The following is an 18,916-nucleotide window of genomic DNA, read 5'->3' as shown; positions in this document are numbered from 1 at the left end:
CGGCTTGAGTGTTGTAAATCAACAGGTAAAGCGGGCACGGTCAAATGTGGGAGCGGGCTTGCTCGCGAAGGTCGTTAACGATGACGCGGGCATCCTGAATGAACGCGGCGCTCTCAGGTTCTTCGCGAGCAAGCCCGCTCCCACAGAAAAGCAGCTCTGCTTTCGCTCTGGATCTTGCTTTTGCTTTTAACACTCAAGCCGGCCGGGAGGCCGCTGTGCTTTTGCTTTTGATCTTGATCTGACTGCCCCAATAAGCCCGAGGCCGAACGCAGGCAGTGCGAAGCGGGCCGCTGTAAGAGCGGAACCATAAGCGGCCGTTACCGAAATAACGGATATGCCCCCCACCTCAAATCCACCCCAACCAACTCCAATACGTAGCCGCAAACACCAACATCAACCCATACCCAATCAACGTCACCAAAATCCCGACCTTGGCAAACTGCCGCGCGGTAAACGTGCCGGTCCCCAAACACACCATATTCTGCGGCGCATTGATGGGCAGGATAAACCCGTAGCTCATTACAAACCCCAGGAGCATCGCCATCCCCAGCCGACTGAACTCCCCGGGCAACGTCTGCAACACCGCAATCAAAATCGGCAACAACGCCGAGGTCAACGCCGTGGCACTGGCAAACCCCAAATGAATCACGATCAAAAACGCCCCCAGAATCGCAAACACCCCCAGCGTCCCCACCTGGTCCAACCCGGTATGCGCCACCACCTGCGATCCCAGCCACTGCCCCGCCTGGGTGGTCAGCAACGCCGTACCCAGGCTGATGCCAACCCCAAACACAATCACCGTGCCCCACGGAATCCGCGACTGCACATCCTTCCAGGTCATCACCCCGATCCCCGGCATCAGCAAGAACACCAGCCCGGCATACGTCGTCGAGGTCGTATCAAAGCTGTGCAACCGCCCCTCAGTCGCCCACGCCAGCAACAGCAGCACCGACACCGTCAGCAAGCGCTTCTGCGGCCCCGTCATCGGCCCGATGTCCACCAGCGATTGCGCCACCGCCTCCTTGCCTCCGGGAATGCTGTCACTCTCCGGCGGCAGCAGCTTCAACACCAAAAACAACAACACCGCCGACATGATCAGCGCCCACGGCGCCCCGGCGATCAACCAGTCGATCCACGACACCCGCTGCCCCAGCATCTTGTCCATGAAGCCAACCGTCAGCAGGTTCTGCGCCGCCGCCGTCTGGATACCGACGTTCCAGATGCTCGTACCCTGGGCCACGACGATCATGATCCCGGCCGCAATATTCGAACGCTTGTCCACGCCAAACGCGGCAATCACCCCCATCATGATCGGCACCACACACGCACTGCGGGCCGTGGCGCTGGGCACCACCAGGCTCAAGAGGATGGTCACGGCAACTGCCCCGACGAGAATGCCCCGGGTGCTGGTACCCACCCGGGTCAGGGTGACCAACGCGATGCGCCGGTCCAGCCCGGTATGGGTCATGGCTGCGGCGATAAACAGCGCGCCGGCCACCAGCGCCAGCGCCGGGTTGGAAAACCCCGTCAACGCCATGCTGATGGCCGGGCTGGAACCGATCAGGTGCGTCGGCTCTTGCAGCGACGGCGCAGTGCCGAGCAAAAACGCCATCAGCGAGGTGATCATGATCGCGCTGGCCTCGTAGGAGACCGCTTCGGTGATCCATACCACCACCGCAAACGCGAGGATCGCCAGCATCCGGTGCCCGGCCACCGGCAAGTCGGCCGGCAGCGGCAACAGCAGCACGCCGACCATCACCAGTACGCCGACCACCAGGCCCAGGGGCAACTTGAATGAAGCAGCAGTTGTTGCGGGGGCACTCATGGGGTTCTCCGTCGGCCGTGAAGTCTGGCCCACAGCATGAGGCAAAGCGTCACGCCCGGTGTTGACGGGTATCAAGTGGCTAGGCCAATAACTGGGTCAACACCGCTCGCAACTTGCCGGGCTTGACCGGCTTGTTCAGCAATGGCACGTCCAGGCGCTGCAATGCACGGCGGCATTGGTCGGTGCGGTCGGCGGTGATAATCACTGCCGGAATCCTGCAGCCAAAATGCTCGCGCAACTGGTGCACGACCTCACAGCCCACCACGCCATGGTCCAGGTGATAGTCCGCGAGAATCAGCTCCGGTGCCCGGCCCTGCAACGCAACCAGTGCGCCGGCCTGATCGGTCGCAGTGACCACTTCGCAGCCCCACTGCCCAAGCAGCGCGCTCATGCTGTCGAGGATGCCGACTTCGTTATCCAGCACCAGCAGCCGCCTCCCCGGCAGCGGGTTGCCGGTGCTCGGTTGCGCGGCCACCACACTGATGGGCAGCGGCATGTCCTCGCTGATGGGGACTTCGATGCTGAACATCGAACCGCGCCCCGGCCACGAACGCACCGCCACCGGATAACCGAGGACCTCGGCGATACGCTCGACAATCGCCAACCCCAGTCCCACGCCCTTGCGGTCGGCGGCGCGGCCCACGTCCAGTTGATTGAACTCCAGGAAGATGGCGTCCAGGCGGTCCGCCGCAATTCCGCGCCCGGTGTCCCACACCTCCAGGCGCAACCGCTCACCCCGGCGGCGGGCGCCCAGCAGGATGGAGCCCGCGCTCGTGTAGCGGCAGGCGTTGCTGAGGAAATTGCGCAGGATCCGCGTCACCAGCCGCAGGTCGGTGTTGATTGCGTAATGGCCTGTACGCGCCCGCAGGTTCAGCCCGGACGCCGCGGCCACCGACTGGAATTCCGAGACCAGCGGTGCGAACAGTTCGTCGAGACGGTACAGGGCGATGTCCGGCTTGACCGCCGCTTGATCGAGTCGGGAAATGTCCAGCAAGTCGGTGAGCAAATCCTCGGCGCCTTCCAGGGCCTGATGGGTGCGCGCCACCAACACGTGTTCGACGCTGGGCAAGTTGCGCTCGCGCAGGGTGGAAATCAGCAAGCGTGCGGCGTTGAGGGGTTGCAGCAGGTCATGACTGGCGGCGGCAAGGTATTTGTCCTTGCTGCGGTTGGCGGCCTGGGCGGCATCCCGAGCATCGCGCAAGTCCTGCTCGATCTTCTCGCGCTGGGCGATTTGCTGTTGCAGGTTGCGGTTGGCTTCCAGCAACTCGTCGGTACGCGCCGCGACCCGCTGTTCCAATTCGTCGTTGAGGCGGATGTAGCGATTGCGCTCGGCTTCCAGCTCGTCGAGGCGCGCGGTCAGTTCGGGGTAATGACTCTTGCGCGCCGAGTGGTTGCCCAGCCCCAGGAGCCCCGCGAGTGCCCGTTGCTGATCGTCAGAGAGCTTCGCCATAGACGACCTCGACGTCACGCTGGCTGGACTCACGCGGGTTGGTAAGGATGCACGGGTCGTGCATGGCGTGCTGCGACAGAAAGGGAATGTCCGCCACTCGAATCCCATGCAGGCCGAGGGTTTCATGGAAGCCGATCGCATGCTTCAACGCGATCAAATGGTCCACCAGCCGGCCGCAGATTTGCCGGTGGTTGAGGCCCCGGCAATCAATGCCGAAGGTCTCGGCAATCACCTTGAAACGCTCCGGTGCCGCGCTGTAGTTGAACGCCACCACATGTTCCACCAGCACCGCGTTGCACAGGCCATGGGGCAGGTCGAGAAAGCCGCCAAGGCTGTGGGACATGGCATGCACCGCGCCGAGGATCGCGTTGGAAAACGCCAGCCCGGCCTGCATGCTGCCCAGCATGATTTTCTCCCGCAGGGCGATGTCGCCGGGGTTGGCGATCATCTGCACCAGGTTGCCATTGATCAGGCGCATGGCTTCCAGCGCGTGGGGATCGGTCAGCGGGCCGTGGCCGGTGGACACGAAGGCCTCGATGGCATGCACCAGCGCATCGATGCCGGTACAGGCCGAGAGAAACGGGTCCATGCTCGCCGTGGTTTCCGGGTCGATCAGTGAAACATCGGGCACCACCGCCTTGCTGACGATGGAGAACTTCATGCGCTCCTGCTGGTTGGAAATGATCACGAACTGCGAGACATCCGCCGAGGAGCCCGCGGTGGTCGGGATCAGGATCAGCGGCGGGCTCGGCACGCGGATGGTGTCGACGCCTTCGAAGTCGAGGATGCTGCAGCCATGGGCGACCACGATGCCGATGGCCTTGCCGCAGTCCATCGGGCTGCCGCCACCGACGGCGACGATCACGTCGCAATGGTTTTCACGGTAGACCTCGGCGCCGAGCATCACCTCTTCAACCCGGGGGTTGGGCGAAACGGCGGTGTACAGGCAGTAGTCGATGCCGATGGCTTGCAGGCTGGCCTCGACATCGGCCACCCAGCCGACAGCAACCACGCCGGGATCACTCACCACCAACACCTTGCGCGCGCCAAAGGTCTTGGCGTAGTTGCCTACGTTGTGCCGGCAGCCGGCGCCAAAGATGATTTCAGGGGAAACGAATTTACGCAGGAGACTCAGGTTCGGGCTCATTGGTAAGCCTGTTTTTATTATTCTGGAAGATGCGCTCCACACTAACCCATCCGACACTGAATGCAATCAGACCAATGGGTGGCGCTGAAACCGCGACGTACGGCACGATCTACTACTTTGGTACTGATTCCCCTCTCTATCGTCGCATTCCCAAGGCATCGAGACTGGCATGTAATGGGCGCATGACCCTATGGATCGGACCTGCTTGAATAAGCAAAAATAATAAGGCGAACGTCCATGTACAAAATTCTGATAGCCGACGATCACCCACTGTTTCGCGAGGCGATCCACAACGTCATCAGCGACGGGTTCCCGGGCAGCGAAGTGATGGAAACCGGCGACCTGGACAGCGCCCTGGCCCTGAGCCAGGAGCACGACGACCTGGATCTGATCCTGCTGGACCTGAACATGCCGGGCATGCACGGCCTCAATGGCCTGATCAACCTGCGCAACGAGTCGCCGACGATTCCGGTGGTGATCGTGTCCGCCGAGCAGGACAAGCAGGTCGTGCTGCAAGCCATCACCTATGGCGCGGTGGGGTTTATCACCAAGTCCTCGCCCAGGCTGCAGATGACCGAGGCAATCCAACAGATTCTCAACGGCAATGTGTATTTGCCGCCGGAGATTATTCGCAGCCAGAAAATCGGCGGGCAACGGCGCATGAATGATTGCCTGGGGCTTGCGCCGGAGCTGCTGCAGGCCCTGACCCGCAAGCAATTGCTGGTGCTGGAGCGGATGACCAAGGGTGACTCGAACAAGCAGATCGCCTATAGCCTGGAGATTGCCGAGACCACGGTGAAGGCCCATGTCTCGGCGATCCTGCGCAAGTTGAACGTGCACAATCGAGTGCAGGCGATTCTCAGCGCCGGGGACATCGACTTTGGTGCCTACCTGCGGCGCTGATACCCGTAGGGGCGGGATGCTGACCGCATTTCAAGGCACCTGAATGAGGGCCCGAAACAGCATGCCCGCCGCCACCAGCACACACAGGGTGGCAAAACCCACCTGCAAGGTGCGCGCCTTGATCACCGAGCACAGGCGCCGCCCCGCCAACATGCCGACAATGCTCGAACCGATAAACACCCAGCCCATCGGCTCGATACTGACCCCGGCATGAAACGCGCCGATCACGCCGATCAACGAGATCAGGCTGATCACCATCAGCGAGGTGGCGACGATGCCGCGCATCTGCACATCGGTCAGTTGCTTGAAGGCCGGTACGATCAGGAAACCGCCGCCCACACCGAGCAAGCCCGATACCGCACCGGTCACTGCGCCGAGGGCCGCCAGGGTGGCGGTGCATTTGGCGGTCCAGGAAAAGCGCCCGGTCTGTTGGTCGAGCATGCAGTTCTTCTGGCCCCAGGACGCGGTGCCGTGGCCGCTCGGCCCGGCCTCAAGCTTCTCCCGTTGCAGCATGCGCCAGGCCACCAGCACCATCAGCGCACTGAACAGGCCCATCAGGACTTTCTCCGACATCTGGTGGGCGAAGAAAACCCCCAGCGGCGAAAATAGCGCGCCAAGCAGCGCAATCAGCAGCGCCGCGCGGTAACGCACCAGGCCATGGCGCAAACCGTCGACAGCCCCCACGGCAGCGGCCGCGCCCACCGCGAACAACGACACGGGCGCGGCCTGGGTCATGGTCAACCCCAGCCCCAATACCAGGGCCGGGACACCAAGAATGCCGCCTCCGGCGCCGGTCAAGCCCATGACCAACCCCATCAACACGCCCAGAAAACTTGCCAGCAGCATAGGGTTGCCTCAATCCACCTTGGCCAGACGGGTCAGCCACTCGCGGCCCTTGAGCATGCCGTTCCAGTAGAACCACGGCAGGAAACTCGCCTTGAGGAACCACGCCGAACGCCGCGCCACAGTCGGGTCGAGGGGGAACGTCGGCAGCAGCTTGCCGCCATAGCCGAACTCGGCCAGTACCACCTTGCCCTTCTCCACGGTCAGCGGGCAGGAGCCATAGCCGTCGTACTTGAGGGGCAACGGTGCCTGTCTGCGCAGGGCCAGCAGGTTTTCCGCCACCACCACGATTTGCTTGCGCACCGCCGCGGCGGTCTTGGCGTTGGTGGTGGAACACACATCGCCCAGGCCGAAGATGTGCGGGTAGCGCAGGTGTTGCAGGCTCTGGGGATTCACTTCGCACCAGCCGGCGGCATCGGCCAGGGGGCTGTGGCGAATGAAGTCCGGCGAGACCTGTGGCGGAACGACGTGCAGCAGGTCGAAGGTTTTCTCTTCGACGCGCACATTGCCTTCGGCGTCCTTGATTTCGAACCAGGCCTTGCGCGCGGGGCCGTCGACCTTGACCAGGTTGGAGTTGAATGCCAGTTGCGCCGAGTACTTTTCAACGTACTTCATCAGCGGCGGCACGAAGGTCGGCACGCCGAACAAGGCGGTACCAGCCAGGTTGAATTCGACCTTGATGTTTTTCAGGTCACCCTGGCGGAGCCAGTGATCGCACGACAGGTACATGGCTTTTTGCGGAGCGCCGGCACATTTGATCGGCATGGACGGCTGGGTGAACAGCGCCTTGCCATTTTTGAGTTGCTGCACCAGCTGCCAGGTGTAGGCGGCGTGTTCATAGCTGTAGTTGGACGTCACGCCATGCCGGCCGAGGGTCTCTTGCAGGCCTTCGATCTTCTCCCAGGCCAGGCGCAGGCCCGGGCACACGATGAGGTTCTTCCAGCTGACGCGCTGGCCGCTGTCGAGCACCAGGGTTTGCTCGTCGGGCAGTAATTCGCTGACCGCGGCCTGGATCCAGGTGACGCCGTTGGGCAGCACGTCGGCCATGGGGCGCACGGTCCTGGTAACGTCATAAGCCCCACCGCCCACCAGGGTCCAGGCCGGCTGGTAGTAGTGGTGGTCGCTGGGCTCGATCAGGATGATGTTCAGGTGCGGGTCGCGCTTGAGCAGGCTGGCCAGCAGGCCGATGCCTGCCGAGCCGCCACCGATGACAACGATATCGCCACTGATGGTAGGTCCCCAGTGTTGGTCGTTCATGGTCTATGGCCTTTTTCAGTTAATGCACGCAAGGGTCGTTGCCGTATGGCACCACGCCCTAGCTGTTTGCCACCACGATGCCATCCTTTGCCTCGGGTCCTTTAATTCACTTAAGCTCACAAGGTTATGTGGAAACCTAACTGAATGTAAGTCGCCATTAGCTATCTGGGAAACCCGTCATGTCAGCGTTGATTCAATCCTTTCTGGACGAGGCGTCGTCGACCTACACCTACGTCGTCTATGAAACGGACGGTGGCCCATGCGCCATCGTTGATTCGGTGCTCAACTACGACCCGGCCTCCGGACGCACCGGCACCGGCCAGGCGGACAAGGTGATCGCGTTTGTGCGCGAGCATGGCTTGCAGGTGCAGTGGTTGCTGGAAACCCACGCCCATGCGGATCATCTGTCGGCTGCGCCTTATTTGCGTCGCCAGCTGGGGGGCAAGATCGCGATTGGCCAGTCCATCAGCAAGGTGCAGGGAGTGTTCAAGAACCTGTTCAACCTGGAGCCGGAGTTTCGGGTGGATGGGTCGCAGTTCGACCATCTGTTTGCGCCGGATGAGGTGTTTCACATCGGCAACCTGAAGGCCCAGGCGCTGCATGTGCCGGGGCATACGCCGGCGGATATGGCTTACCTGATTGATGACCAGTTGATTCTGGTGGGCGACACGCTGTTCATGCCGGACGTGGGCACGGCGCGCTGCGATTTCCCTGGTGGGGATGCGCGCCAGCTGTATGGGTCGATGCGCAAGTTGTTGGCCTTCGCGCCTGAAACCCGCCTTTATGTGTGCCATGACTATCCGCCCGAAGGACGCGCAGCCAAGTGCCTGACCACGGTGGCTGAACAGCGGGCGGGGAATATTCATGTGCATGACGGGGTGGATGAGGCGGCGTTTGTCGAGATGCGCACCACGCGGGATGCCGGGTTGGGCATGCCGACGCTGTTGTTGCCGGCGATTCAGGTGAATGTGCGGGCCGGGGTGATGCCGCCGGCGGAAGGAAATGGGGTGGTTTATTTGAAGATTCCCCTCAACCAGCTTTGAAATGCACTACAAAATGTGGGAGCGGGCTTGCTCGCGAATGCGGTGTATCAGTCTATATTTTCGGTGACTGACACTCCCCATTCGCGAGCAAGCCCGCTCCCACATTTGTTTTGTGTCGTTCGTTAGCCGAGGTTGATGCCGTTAGCCGGTAGCGGCAGTGCGGTCTTGTAGCGCACTTGCTTGAGGGCAAAGCTGGAGCGGATGTTGGCGACACCCGGGACTTTGGTCAGGAAGTCCATCATGAAACGCTCCAGGGACTGGATGGTGGGCACCAGCACCCGAATCAGATAATCGGGGTCGCCGGCCATCAGGTAGCACTCCATCACTTCGGGGCGATCCGAAATCGCCCCTTCGAATTGCTGCAATGCCAATTCGTTCTGCTTTTCCAGGCTGACGTGGATGAACACATTGACGTGCAGCCCCAGCAGGTCGGCGTCCAGCAGCGTCACCTGGTCGCGAATCAGCCCCAGTTCTTCCATGGCCTTGACCCGGTTGAAACACGGCGTGGGCGACAGGTTGACCGAGCGGGCCAGGTCGGCGTTGGTGATGCGGGCGTTCTCCTGAAGGGCGTTCAGAATGCCGATATCGATACGGTCCAGTTTGCGCATGAGACAAAACCACCTGTTTATTATGTTTATGCAGTTTTTTTATCCCCAAATGATCTCCAACGCAACGAAACAGAGATAAATATTCTCCTGAGCCGAGCCTATGATTGTTGTAGGACAAGATTTCTTCTACCCGAAGAAGGACTGTCAGCTACCGCGCCCACTACAAGAAATTCACAAGATAGAGCGTAGAAAGCCATGACTCAGCAGTACGAACCACTGCGCCTGCACGTTCCCGAACCCTCGGGCCGCCCAGGCTGCAAGACCGACTTTACCTACCTGCGCCTGACTGACGCTGGCCTGGTGCGCAAACCCCCAATCGACGTAGAACCCGCCGACACCGCCGACCTGGCCAAGGGCCTGATTCGCGTGCTCGACGATCAGGGCCAGGCCCTCGGCCCATGGGCTGAAGGCGTGCCAGTCGAGATTCTGCGCAAGGGCATGCGCGCCATGCTCAAGACGCGGATCTTCGACAACCGCATGGTGGTCGCCCAGCGTCAGAAGAAGATGTCGTTCTACATGCAGAGCCTCGGCGAAGAAGCCATCGGCAGCGCCCAGGCCCTGGCCTTGAACATCGACGACATGTGCTTCCCCACCTACCGCCAGCAAAGCATCCTGATGGCCCGGGAAGTGCCGCTGGTAGACCTGATCTGCCAACTGCTGTCCAACGAGCGCGACCCGCTCAAGGGCCGCCAGTTGCCGATCATGTACTCGGTAAAAGATGCCGGCTTCTTCACGATTTCCGGCAACCTCGCCACCCAGTTCGTACAAGGCGTGGGCTGGGGCATGGCCTCGGCCATCAAGGGGGATACCAAGATTGCCTCGGCCTGGATCGGCGACGGCGCCACCGCTGAGTCCGACTTCCACACCGCCCTCACCTTCGCCCACGTGTACCGGGCACCCGTGATTCTTAACGTAGTGAACAACCAGTGGGCGATCTCCACCTTCCAGGCCATTGCCGGCGGTGAAGCCACGACCTTTGCCGGACGCGGCGTGGGTTGCGGCATCGCCTCCCTGCGGGTGGACGGCAACGACTTTGTCGCGGTGTACGCCGCCTCCGCCTGGGCCGCCGAACGTGCCCGCCGCAACCTGGGCCCGACCCTGATCGAATGGGTGACCTACCGTGCCGGCCCGCACTCCACCTCCGATGACCCGTCCAAATACCGTCCCGCCGACGACTGGAGCCACTTCCCGCTGGGCGACCCGATCGCCCGCCTCAAGCAGCACCTGATCAAGATTGGTCAGTGGTCCGAAGAGGAACACGCGGCGGTCAGTGCCGAACTTGAAGCCGAAGTGCTCAAGGCCCAGAAAGAAGCCGAACAGTACGGCACCCTGGCCGGTGGCCAGATTCCAAGCGCCGCGACCATGTTCGAAGACGTTTATAAAGAGATGCCGGAGCACTTGAAGCGCCAGCGTCAAGAGTTGGGGATCTGACATGAACGATCACAACAACAATATCGAGCTGGAAACCGCCATGACCACCACGACCATGACCATGATCCAGGCCTTGCGCTCGGCCATGGATGTGATGCTTGAGCGAGACGACAATGTGGTGGTGTTCGGCCAGGACGTCGGTTACTTCGGCGGCGTGTTCCGTTGCACCGAAGGCTTGCAGAACAAGTACGGCACCTCGCGGGTGTTCGACGCACCGATCTCCGAAAGCGGGATCGTCGGCGTGGCGGTCGGCATGGGCGCCTATGGCCTGCGGCCGGTGGCCGAGATTCAGTTCGCCGACTACGTGTACCCTGCCACCGACCAGATCATTTCCGAAGCCGCCCGCCTGCGTTATCGCTCGGCCGGCCAGTTCACTGCACCGCTGACCATGCGCATGCCCTGCGGCGGCGGCATCTACGGCGGCCAGACCCACAGCCAGAGTATTGAAGCGGTGTTCACCCAGGTCTGCGGCCTGCGCACGGTGATGCCGTCCAACCCTTACGACGCCAAGGGCCTGCTGATCGCCTCTATCGAAAACGATGACCCGGTGATCTTCCTCGAACCCAAGCGCCTGTATAACGGCCCGTTCGACGGCCACCACGACCGCCCGGTAACCCCATGGTCGAAGCATCCGCAAGCGCAAGTGCCGGACGGTTACTACACCGTGCCGCTGGACGTGGCCGCCATCGCCCGCCCGGGCAAGGACGTGACGATCCTCACCTACGGCACCACGGTGTATGTGTCGCAAGTCGCCGCCGAAGAAACCGGCATCGACGCCGAAGTCATCGACCTGCGCAGCCTGTGGCCGCTGGACCTGGAAACCATCGTCAATTCCGTGAAGAAAACCCGCCGTTGCGTGATCGTTCACGAGGCCACCCGTACCTGTGGGTTCGGCGCCGAGCTGGTGGCGCTGGTGCAGGAGCATTGCTTCCACTACCTGGAAGCGCCGATCGAGCGCGTCACCGGTTGGGACACCCCCTACCCCCACGCGCAAGAGTGGGCGTATTTCCCTGGCCCGACCCGTGTGGGCGCGGCTTTGCATCGGGTTATGGAGGTCTGAATGGGCACGCACGTTATCAAGATGCCGGACATTGGCGAAGGCATCGCAGAAGTTGAATTGTCGGTATGGCACGTCAAGGTCGGCGACCTGGTGGTAGAAGACCAGGTGCTGGCGGACGTGATGACCGACAAGGCCATGGTGGACATTCCGTCGCCGGTGCACGGCAAGGTGATTTCCCTCGGCGGCGAGCCGGGGGAAGTCATGGCGGTGGGCAGTGTTTTGATCAGTATCGAAGTGGAAGGCGCGGGCAATACCAGGGAGTCGGCGTTGTCGGCGGTGGTTGAAGAGGTCGCGCCGGCACCGGCTCCTGCACCGAAAGTCGAAGCCAGGGCCGCGCCGGTGGTTGAACCCAAGCCGGCAGCCAAACCTGCGGTGGCGGCTGCGCAAGCGCCCGTGGCCCGCGAGGCCGATGACCGCCCGCTGGCCTCCCCGGCCGTGCGCAAACATGCGCTGGATGCTGGCATCCAGCTACGACTGGTCCAGGGCTCCGGCCCGGCCGGCCGGATTCTGCATGAAGATCTGGACGCTTACTTGCTCCAGGGTCCGGCGAAAAATTCCGGGGCCTCCAACCCGTACGCCGAACGCAACGACGAGCAGCAAATCCCGGTGATCGGCATGCGCCGCAAGATCGCCCAGCGCATGCAGGACGCCACCCGGCGCGCCGCGCATTTCAGCTATGTGGAAGAGATCGACGTCACCGCCCTCGATGAGTTGCGCGTGCACCTCAACGAGAAACACGGCGCTACCCGCGGCAAGCTGACCCTGCTGCCGTTCCTGGTGCGGGCCATGGTCGTCGCATTGCGCGACTATCCGCAGATCAACGCGCGTTATGACGACGAAGCCCAGGTCATCACCCGCCTCGGCGCGGTGCATGTGGGTGTCGCCACCCAGAGCGATGTCGGCCTGATGGTGCCGGTGGTGCGTCACGCCGAAGCCCGCGACCTGTGGGGCACGGCGCAAGAAATCAATCGCTTGGCGAATGCGGCGCGCAATGGCAAGGCCAGTCGCGATGAGCTGTCGGGCTCGAGCATCACCCTGACCAGCCTTGGTGCGTTGGGCGGGATTGTCAGCACCCCGGTGCTGAACCTGCCGGAAGTGGCCATCGTCGGGGTCAACCGCATTGTCGAGCGGCCGATGGTGATCAAGGGCCAGATTGTGATCCGCAAGATGATGAACCTCTCCAGCTCCTTCGATCACCGGGTGGTCGATGGCATGGACGCGGCGCAATTCATCCAGGCCATCCGTGGCCTGCTCGAACAACCCGCCAGCCTGTTCCTGGAGTAACCCATGTCTCAAACATTGCACACCACGCTGCTGATCATCGGCGGCGGGCCTGGCGGTTACGTGGCAGCGATTCGCGCCGGCCAGCTGGGCATCCCGACCATCCTGGTGGAAGGCCAATCGCTGGGCGGCACCTGCCTGAACATCGGCTGCATTCCGTCCAAGGCGCTGATCCATGTCGCCGAACAGTTCCAGCAAACCGTGCACCACAGCCAGGGTTCGCCGTTGGGTATCGAAGTCGATGTGCCGACCCTGGACATCGGCAAAAGCGTTGAATGGAAAGACGGCATCGTCGACCGCCTGACCACCGGCGTAGCCGCGCTGCTGAAAAAACACAAGGTCCAGGTCATTCAGGGCTGGGCCAAGGTCGTGGACGGCAAGACCGTCGATGTCGGCGACCAGCGCATCCAGTGTGAACACCTGTTGCTGGCCACCGGCTCGAAAAGTGTCAACCTGCCGATGCTGCCGATTGGCGGGCCGATCATCTCCTCCACCGAAGCCCTGGCGCCGAAACGCATCCCGAAACGCTTGATCGTGGTGGGCGGCGGCTACATTGGCCTGGAATTGGGGACTGCCTATCGCAAGCTCGGTGCCGAGGTCAGCGTGGTTGAGGCCCAGGACCGGATTTTGCCGGCCTACGACGCCGAACTGACCCAACCGGTGGCCGAATCCCTGAAGCAACTGGGGGTGAAGGTGTTCCTCAAACACAGCGTCACCGGTTTCGAGAACAATACCCTGCAAGTGCGCGACCCCAGCGGCGAGACGCTGTCGCTGGAAACCGACCAGGTGCTGGTTGCCGTTGGTCGCAAACCCAACACCCAGGGCTGGAACCTCGAAGCCTTGAACCTGGACATGAACGGCTCGGCGATCAAGATCGACAGCCGCTGCCAGACCAGCATGCGCAATGTGTGGGCCATCGGCGACCTCAGCGGTGAACCGATGATCGCCCACCGGGCCATGGCCCAGGGCGAAATGGTCGCCGAACTGATCAGCGGTAAATCCCGCGAATTCAACCCGGCCGCGATCCCGGCGGTGTGCTTCACCGACCCCGAACTGGTAGTGGTCGGCAAGACCCCGGACGAGGCCAAGGCAGCCGGGCTGGACTGCATCGTGTCGAGCTTCCCGTTCGCCGCCAATGGCAGGGCCATGACCCTGGAGTCGAAAACCGGCTTCGTGCGGGTAGTGGCGCGCCGCGACAATCACCTGATCGTCGGCTGGCAGGCGGTAGGCGTTGGCGTCTCGGAACTGTCCACGGCCTTCGGCCTGAGCCTGGAAATGGGTTCACGCCTGGAAGACGTGGCGGGCACCATCCACGCCCACCCGACCCTCGGCGAAGCGGTACAGGAAGCAGCCCTGCGGGCCCTGGGGCATGCATTGCATCTATAAAATGGCGAAGTTCAAATGTGGGAGCGGGCTTGCTCGCGAAAGCGGTGGATCAGCACCGAATGCATCGAATGACACGCCGCATTCGCGAGCAAGCCCGCTCCCACACAAGCCAAGAATGAAGTATTGTTGCGCCCATCCAGAAATAAACCATAAGCCTGCCTTCGACCAGGCGGTTGACAAAAGATAGAGGGTGTCATGGGTAACGAAAGCATCAATTGGGACAAGCTGGGTTTTGACTACATCAAGACCGACAAGCGTTTCCTCCAGACCTGGAAAGACGGCGAGTGGCAAAAAGGCACCCTGACCGACGACAACGTGCTGCACATCAGCGAGGGCTCCACCGCCCTGCACTACGGCCAGCAATGCTTTGAAGGCCTCAAGGCCTACCGCTGCAAGGACGGTTCGATCAACCTGTTCCGCCCCGACCAGAATGCCGCGCGCATGCAGCGCAGCTGTGGCCGCCTGCTGATGCCACAAGTGCCGACCGACGCCTTCATCGAAGCCTGCAAGGAAGTGGTCCGCGCCAACGAGCGGTTCATCCCGCCGTACGGCACCGGCGGCGCGCTGTACCTGCGCCCGTTCGTGATCGGCACCGGTGACAACATCGGCGTGCGCACCGCGCCGGAATTCATCTTCTCGATCTTCTGCATCCCGGTCGGCGCCTACTTCAAGGGCGGCCTGACCCCGCACAACTTCCTGATCTCCGGCTACGACCGTGCGGCTCCCAACGGCACCGGCGCAGCCAAGGTCGGTGGCAACTACGCCGCCAGCCTGATGCCCGGTTCCCTGGCGAAAAAAGCCAACTTCGCCGACTGCATCTACCTCGACCCGGCCACCCACTCGAAGATCGAAGAAGTCGGCTCGGCCAACTTCTTCGGGATCACCCACGACAACAAGTTCGTCACCCCGAACTCGCCGTCGGTGTTGCCAGGCATCACCCGCCTGTCGCTGATCGAGCTGGCAAAATCGCGCCTGGGCCTGGAAGTGGTTGAAGGCGACGTGCTGATCGACAAGCTGTCGGACTTCAAGGAAGCCGGCGCCTGCGGCACCGCCGCCGTGATCACCCCGATCGGCGGCATCGAGTACAAAGACAAGCTGCACGTGTTCTACAGCGAAAAAGAAGTCGGCCCGGTCACCCAGAAGCTCTACAAAGAGCTGACTGGCGTACAGTCCGGCGACGTCGAAGCGCCTGAGGGCTGGATCGTCAAGGTCTAAGCAACACTGCAAAACCAAACTGTGGGAGCGGGCTTGCTCGCGAAAGCGGAGTGTCAGTCGACAGATTTATTGGCTGATCCACCGCATTCGCGAGCAAGCCCGCTCCCACATTTGCTTTCAGTGCTTGGAAAACCGGGCTTCAGGCCTTATCCATCGGGATGTTTTCCAGGATCTTCTTGCCCATGCTGATCCGCGGCTCCGCGCCATAACCCAGCGCCTCATAAAACCCCATCACCGCGTCATTGCCACTGGTGATCTGCAGGTTGATCTTCATGCAACCCAGCGCCGTCAACGCCTGCTCCGCATGCCGCACCAACGAGGCGCCCAGGCCCTGGCGGCGATAGTCGTTGTGCACCGCCACTGAATACAACCAGCCACGATGCCCGTCGTAGCCGGCGAGGATAGTGCCGATCACCGCCTTCTTGTCGGTGGCCACGAAGAACAACCCATCGTTGACCGCCAGCTTCTTGTCGATCGCCAGGCTCGGCAGGTTATGCGCCGCGTCATAACCAAACGCCGCCTGCCACAACGCCACCACCTGCGCCCGATGGGCCCGATCGCGATAGACGCCGATGGGATGGCGGGATGACAACGCCTTCTCCATCACCAGCGTGCGTTCATTGCCATGGTAGACATCGCGCACCGTGTGGAAACCCAGCTTGGTGTAGAACGGCTCGGCCGTCAGCGAAGACGGCACATGCAACAAGGTCACCCCGGCTTCCCGGGCACGCAGCTCGATTTCAATCATCAGCAAGCGCCCGATGCCCTGCCCTTGCAGCGCCGGATTGACGAAGACCGAGCGCACCACATTGGCGTCAAGTGCCGCCGTGGCAACGATCACCTCATCCTGAATGGCCACCAGCACCGTTCGACGCGCGAGCAACGCCACGACAGCCTCGGGAGTAAAGTTGCTCGCCACCCGCGCAATCACATCCGCCGGATAATCCCGGGCGTTGCTGTCATGCAGGGCCGCCAGGATGACCTGGCTGATGCCCTCGGCATCGGTAGTTTGGGCGAGACGAACTTCAGTGGGCATGGTTTCTCCATCCAGACAAAAAACCTCAGGCAACACAATACCAATGTGGGAGCGGGCTTGCTCGCGAAGGCGGTGTATCAGCCACCGAATTTATTAACTGACCCACCGCTTTCGCGAGCAAGCCCGCTCCCACATTTTGATCTCCACTCACCTCCACAGCCGATTCGGCTGCCCCACCCCACTTTTCAGCTTTCCCGGCTGAGCCACCCCCTCAGTTCAGCCGGGATTCTTCCTTCACACCGCACAAAATAGCCTCACTGCCCACCCCATGGACCCGTGCCCCCATGCAAACCACCAACACTGTCCTGATGATCCGCCCGGCGCACTTCGCCTTCAACCCGGACACCGCGATCAACAACCGCTTCCAGCGTGCGCCCCTCGACCCGTTGGCGGCACAGCAGAAAGCGCTGGAAGAGTTCGACGGCTACGTCGACACCCTGCGCCACCACGGCGTGGAAGTGCTGGTGGTACAAGACACCCCCGCTCCCCATACCCCGGATTCGATCTTCCCCAACAACTGGTGGAGCAGCCACGCCGACGGCAGCCTGGTGCTGTACCCGATGGAAGGCCGGAACCGACGACTGGAACGCGACAAAGGCGTACTGCAAGTACTGGAGCAACGCTTCGCGATCCACAACACCATCGACTTCAGCCACCTCGAACAACAGAACATGTTCCTCGAAGGCACCGGCAGCATGGTCCTCGACCGCCAGCACCGCATCAGCTACGCCTGCCATTCCGGGCGGACCCATCAGGATGCCCTGCGCCAGTTCGCCGAACGCCTTGACTACCAGGTCTGCGTATTCCACGCCGTCGACCGCCAACACGGGCCGATCTACCACAGCAACGTAATGATGAGTGTCGGCCGCGACCTCTCCGTGGTGTGCCTGCAAGCCCTGCCCGATGACCACGAGCGCCAGGCCCTTGAACGCTCCCTGCGGGACACCGGCAAAGACATCGTCGCCCTGGACTTCGACCAGCTGGAAGCCTTCGCTGGCAACATGCTCGAAGTCCATGACCGCGACGGCCAGCCGCTGCTGGTGATGTCGGCCAGCGCCTGGGGCTCGCTCAAGCCCGCCCAGCGCCAGCACGTGGAACGCCACACCCGGCCGGTGGTGGTGAACATCGACAACATCGAACGCATCGGCGGCGGCAGTGCCCGCTGCATGTTGGCGGAAGTACATCTGCCCGCCCGCCCCTCATTTCAATAAGGAGTCTTCCCATGACCCGCTATATCGACGTCAACGACTTGAGCTACCTGGTTTCGCAAAAAGGCCTGCAAACCTGCATTACCGAGATGGCCGAGTACATCCGCGCCGACTACCTGCGCTGGCAGGACTTTGAAAAATGCGCGCGCCTGGCCAACCATTCCCCCGAGGGCGTGATCGAGCTGATGCCGGTGTCCGACGCGTCGCTGTACGCCTTCAAATACGTGAACGGCCACCCGAAAAACACCCAGAGCGGCATGCTCACCGTCATGGCCTTCGGCGCCCTGGGTGATGTGGACACCGGCAAACCGGTGCTGCTGGCGGAAATGACCCTGACCACCGCGATCCGCACGGCCGCCACCTCGGCCCTGGTGGCGCGCTACCTGGCCCGGGACAACAGCCGCAGCATGGCGCTGATCGGCAACGGCTCCCAGAGTGAGTTCCAGGCCCTGGCCTTCCACGCGATGCTGGGCATCACTGAAATCCGCCTGTTCGACATCGACGCCAAGGCCACCGCCAAACTGGCCGCCAACCTCAAAGCCTTCCCGGCGATCAAGGTGATCCTGGCAGGCAGCGTTGCCGAAGCCGTGAAAGGCGCCGACATCGTCACCACCGTCACCGCCGACAAGGCCTACGCCACCATCCTCACGGACGAGATGATCGAACCGGGCATGCACCTGAATGCCGTCGGTGGCGACTGCCCCGGCAAGACCGAACTGGACCGACGAATCGTCGAACGGGCCCGCGTGATTGTCGAGTACGAGCCACAAAGCCGCATCGAAGGCGAGATCCAGCACATGCCGGAGGATTCGCCAGTCACCGAGCTGTGGCAAGTGATCAACGGCCAGGCGCCAGGCCGCGAAAACGCGCGCCAGGTCACCCTGTTCGACTCGGTAGGTTTTGCCATCGAAGACTACTCCGCCCTGCGTTACGTACTGGACGTGGCCACGGCGCTGGACGTGGGCAGCGAACTGGAACTGGTGCCGGACCTTGCCGACCCCAAGGACCTGTTTGCCCGCCTGGCCCAAGCACCGGTGGCACAGCAGAAAAAGCGCGCCTGAGACCGCTCTGGCCTGCCGCTTTGCGTGAAAGGCAGGCAGGAAAAACCCGGTCAACAAGCCGATTCAGCGGGTGCCGCAGCCGTTTCCGCTGTGACCCGCGTTTTAACAGCACATTCCGCCCGCCGCGGCAGGGGTAAACGACACAAAAAATGCACCATCTTG

Annotated in this window: 16 protein-coding genes; 9 read left to right on the top strand and 7 right to left on the bottom strand. The window is 62.2% G+C overall.

What is annotated here, in order from left to right:
- Nucleotides 1–346: 346 nt before the first annotated feature.
- From HX805_RS12725 to ercA, 3 genes are all read right to left on the bottom strand, one after another.
- Nucleotides 347–1,825: a DASS family sodium-coupled anion symporter gene (locus tag HX805_RS12725; RefSeq protein WP_177116906.1), complete on the bottom strand. Its 1,479-nt coding sequence runs from the start codon at nucleotides 1,823–1,825 to the stop codon at nucleotides 347–349.
- A 79-nt stretch (nucleotides 1,826–1,904) separates the two neighbouring features.
- Entirely contained in the window at nucleotides 1,905–3,275 is a 1,371-nt protein-coding gene (locus HX805_RS12720) for a hybrid sensor histidine kinase/response regulator (RefSeq protein ID WP_177116905.1), read from the bottom strand.
- Nucleotides 3,259–4,422: an alcohol dehydrogenase-like regulatory protein ErcA gene (ercA, locus tag HX805_RS12715; protein ID WP_003207798.1), complete on the bottom strand. Its 1,164-nt coding sequence runs from the start codon at nucleotides 4,420–4,422 to the stop codon at nucleotides 3,259–3,261. The genes HX805_RS12720 and ercA overlap by 17 nt, the downstream gene beginning before the upstream one ends.
- 237 nt (nucleotides 4,423–4,659) lie before the next feature.
- On the opposite strand from ercA, the gene HX805_RS12710 reads away from it, so the two are divergent.
- Nucleotides 4,660–5,325 (top strand): response regulator transcription factor, encoded by a 666-nt coding sequence (locus HX805_RS12710; RefSeq protein ID WP_063028558.1) that lies wholly within the window; start codon nucleotides 4,660–4,662, stop codon nucleotides 5,323–5,325.
- Between the two features lie 30 nt (nucleotides 5,326–5,355).
- Here HX805_RS12710 and HX805_RS12705 read toward each other — a convergent pair whose 3' ends face one another.
- Both HX805_RS12705 and HX805_RS12700 read right to left on the bottom strand, forming a co-directional pair.
- Nucleotides 5,356–6,171 carry a sulfite exporter TauE/SafE family protein gene (locus HX805_RS12705; RefSeq protein WP_177116904.1) on the bottom strand — a complete coding sequence of 272 codons (816 nt, stop codon included), beginning with the start codon at nucleotides 6,169–6,171 and terminating at the stop codon, nucleotides 5,356–5,358.
- Between the two features lie 9 nt (nucleotides 6,172–6,180).
- Nucleotides 6,181–7,425, bottom strand: coding sequence for an FAD/NAD(P)-binding oxidoreductase (locus HX805_RS12700; RefSeq protein WP_177116903.1), 1,245 nt, complete (start codon nucleotides 7,423–7,425; stop codon nucleotides 6,181–6,183).
- A 179-nt stretch (nucleotides 7,426–7,604) separates the two neighbouring features.
- Between HX805_RS12700 and HX805_RS12695 the strand changes: the two genes are divergently transcribed.
- A complete protein-coding gene (locus HX805_RS12695; protein WP_003207791.1) occupies nucleotides 7,605–8,468 on the top strand; it encodes an MBL fold metallo-hydrolase in 864 nt (287 codons plus the stop codon).
- Nucleotides 8,469–8,590: 122 nt separating this feature from the next.
- On the opposite strand, the gene bkdR is transcribed toward HX805_RS12695, so the two are convergent.
- On the bottom strand, nucleotides 8,591–9,076 hold the full coding sequence (bkdR, locus tag HX805_RS12690) for a Bkd operon transcriptional regulator BkdR (protein WP_003212855.1): 486 nt from the start codon (nucleotides 9,074–9,076) through the stop codon (nucleotides 8,591–8,593).
- Nucleotides 9,077–9,271: 195 nt separating this feature from the next.
- On the opposite strand from bkdR, the gene HX805_RS12685 reads away from it, so the two are divergent.
- The 5 genes from HX805_RS12685 (at nucleotide 9,272) to HX805_RS12665 (ending at nucleotide 15,449) form a co-directional block, all read left to right on the top strand.
- Nucleotides 9,272–10,507 (top strand): 3-methyl-2-oxobutanoate dehydrogenase (2-methylpropanoyl-transferring) subunit alpha, encoded by a 1,236-nt coding sequence (locus HX805_RS12685; RefSeq protein WP_003212857.1) that lies wholly within the window; start codon nucleotides 9,272–9,274, stop codon nucleotides 10,505–10,507.
- 1 nt (nucleotide 10,508) lies between these two features.
- Nucleotides 10,509–11,567, top strand: coding sequence for an alpha-ketoacid dehydrogenase subunit beta (locus HX805_RS12680; RefSeq protein ID WP_003212859.1), 1,059 nt, complete (start codon nucleotides 10,509–10,511; stop codon nucleotides 11,565–11,567).
- The gene (locus HX805_RS12675; RefSeq protein ID WP_102369558.1) at nucleotides 11,568–12,851 is read left to right on the top strand and encodes a dihydrolipoamide acetyltransferase family protein; all 1,284 of its coding nucleotides are present in this window, start codon (nucleotides 11,568–11,570) and stop codon (nucleotides 12,849–12,851) included.
- 3 nt (nucleotides 12,852–12,854) lie between these two features.
- Nucleotides 12,855–14,234: a dihydrolipoyl dehydrogenase gene (gene lpdA / locus HX805_RS12670; protein WP_177116902.1), complete on the top strand. Its 1,380-nt coding sequence runs from the start codon at nucleotides 12,855–12,857 to the stop codon at nucleotides 14,232–14,234.
- A 195-nt stretch (nucleotides 14,235–14,429) separates the two neighbouring features.
- Nucleotides 14,430–15,449: a branched-chain amino acid aminotransferase gene (locus tag HX805_RS12665; protein WP_003212864.1), complete on the top strand. Its 1,020-nt coding sequence runs from the start codon at nucleotides 14,430–14,432 to the stop codon at nucleotides 15,447–15,449.
- Between the two features lie 139 nt (nucleotides 15,450–15,588).
- Here the strand turns inward: HX805_RS12665 and HX805_RS12660 are convergent, their stop codons facing one another.
- Nucleotides 15,589–16,485 (bottom strand): GNAT family acetyltransferase, encoded by an 897-nt coding sequence (locus HX805_RS12660; protein WP_008434482.1) that lies wholly within the window; start codon nucleotides 16,483–16,485, stop codon nucleotides 15,589–15,591.
- Between the two features lie 284 nt (nucleotides 16,486–16,769).
- Between HX805_RS12660 and ctlX the strand changes: the two genes are divergently transcribed.
- Together ctlX and HX805_RS12650 are read left to right on the top strand one after the other, a co-directional pair.
- Nucleotides 16,770–17,696: a citrulline utilization hydrolase CtlX gene (gene ctlX / locus HX805_RS12655; RefSeq protein ID WP_177116901.1), complete on the top strand. Its 927-nt coding sequence runs from the start codon at nucleotides 16,770–16,772 to the stop codon at nucleotides 17,694–17,696.
- 11 nt (nucleotides 17,697–17,707) lie between these two features.
- The gene (locus HX805_RS12650; protein ID WP_087694492.1) at nucleotides 17,708–18,754 is read left to right on the top strand and encodes an ornithine cyclodeaminase; all 1,047 of its coding nucleotides are present in this window, start codon (nucleotides 17,708–17,710) and stop codon (nucleotides 18,752–18,754) included.
- The last annotated feature ends 162 nt before the right edge of the window (nucleotides 18,755–18,916 follow it).

Origin of the sequence: Pseudomonas sp. G5001, assembly GCF_013385475.1 — a bacterium.
GTDB lineage: Bacteria > Pseudomonadota > Gammaproteobacteria > Pseudomonadales > Pseudomonadaceae > Aquipseudomonas.
Note: the sequence above shows the minus strand (reverse complement) of the source record. Positions and strands in the feature narration are given on the sequence as shown.

What these genes read in the sequence shown, in the direction of transcription:
- HX805_RS12725 (WP_177116906.1), bottom strand. Translation starts at nt 1,825, where the DNA reads ATGAGTGCCCCCGCAACAACTGCTGCTTCATTCAAGTTGCCCCTGGGC.
- HX805_RS12720 (WP_177116905.1), bottom strand. Translation starts at nt 3,275, where the DNA reads ATGGCGAAGCTCTCTGACGATCAGCAACGGGCACTCGCGGGGCTCCTG.
- ercA (WP_003207798.1), bottom strand. Translation starts at nt 4,422, where the DNA reads ATGAGCCCGAACCTGAGTCTCCTGCGTAAATTCGTTTCCCCTGAAATC.
- HX805_RS12710 (WP_063028558.1), top strand. Translation starts at nt 4,660, where the DNA reads ATGTACAAAATTCTGATAGCCGACGATCACCCACTGTTTCGCGAGGCG.
- HX805_RS12705 (WP_177116904.1), bottom strand. Translation starts at nt 6,171, where the DNA reads ATGCTGCTGGCAAGTTTTCTGGGCGTGTTGATGGGGTTGGTCATGGGC.
- HX805_RS12700 (WP_177116903.1), bottom strand. Translation starts at nt 7,425, where the DNA reads ATGAACGACCAACACTGGGGACCTACCATCAGTGGCGATATCGTTGTC.
- HX805_RS12695 (WP_003207791.1), top strand. Translation starts at nt 7,605, where the DNA reads ATGTCAGCGTTGATTCAATCCTTTCTGGACGAGGCGTCGTCGACCTAC.
- bkdR (WP_003212855.1), bottom strand. Translation starts at nt 9,076, where the DNA reads ATGCGCAAACTGGACCGTATCGATATCGGCATTCTGAACGCCCTTCAG.
- HX805_RS12685 (WP_003212857.1), top strand. Translation starts at nt 9,272, where the DNA reads ATGACTCAGCAGTACGAACCACTGCGCCTGCACGTTCCCGAACCCTCG.
- HX805_RS12680 (WP_003212859.1), top strand. Translation starts at nt 10,509, where the DNA reads ATGAACGATCACAACAACAATATCGAGCTGGAAACCGCCATGACCACC.
- HX805_RS12675 (WP_102369558.1), top strand. Translation starts at nt 11,568, where the DNA reads ATGGGCACGCACGTTATCAAGATGCCGGACATTGGCGAAGGCATCGCA.
- lpdA (WP_177116902.1), top strand. Translation starts at nt 12,855, where the DNA reads ATGTCTCAAACATTGCACACCACGCTGCTGATCATCGGCGGCGGGCCT.
- HX805_RS12665 (WP_003212864.1), top strand. Translation starts at nt 14,430, where the DNA reads ATGGGTAACGAAAGCATCAATTGGGACAAGCTGGGTTTTGACTACATC.
- HX805_RS12660 (WP_008434482.1), bottom strand. Translation starts at nt 16,485, where the DNA reads ATGCCCACTGAAGTTCGTCTCGCCCAAACTACCGATGCCGAGGGCATC.
- ctlX (WP_177116901.1), top strand. Translation starts at nt 16,770, where the DNA reads ATGCAAACCACCAACACTGTCCTGATGATCCGCCCGGCGCACTTCGCC.
- HX805_RS12650 (WP_087694492.1), top strand. Translation starts at nt 17,708, where the DNA reads ATGACCCGCTATATCGACGTCAACGACTTGAGCTACCTGGTTTCGCAA.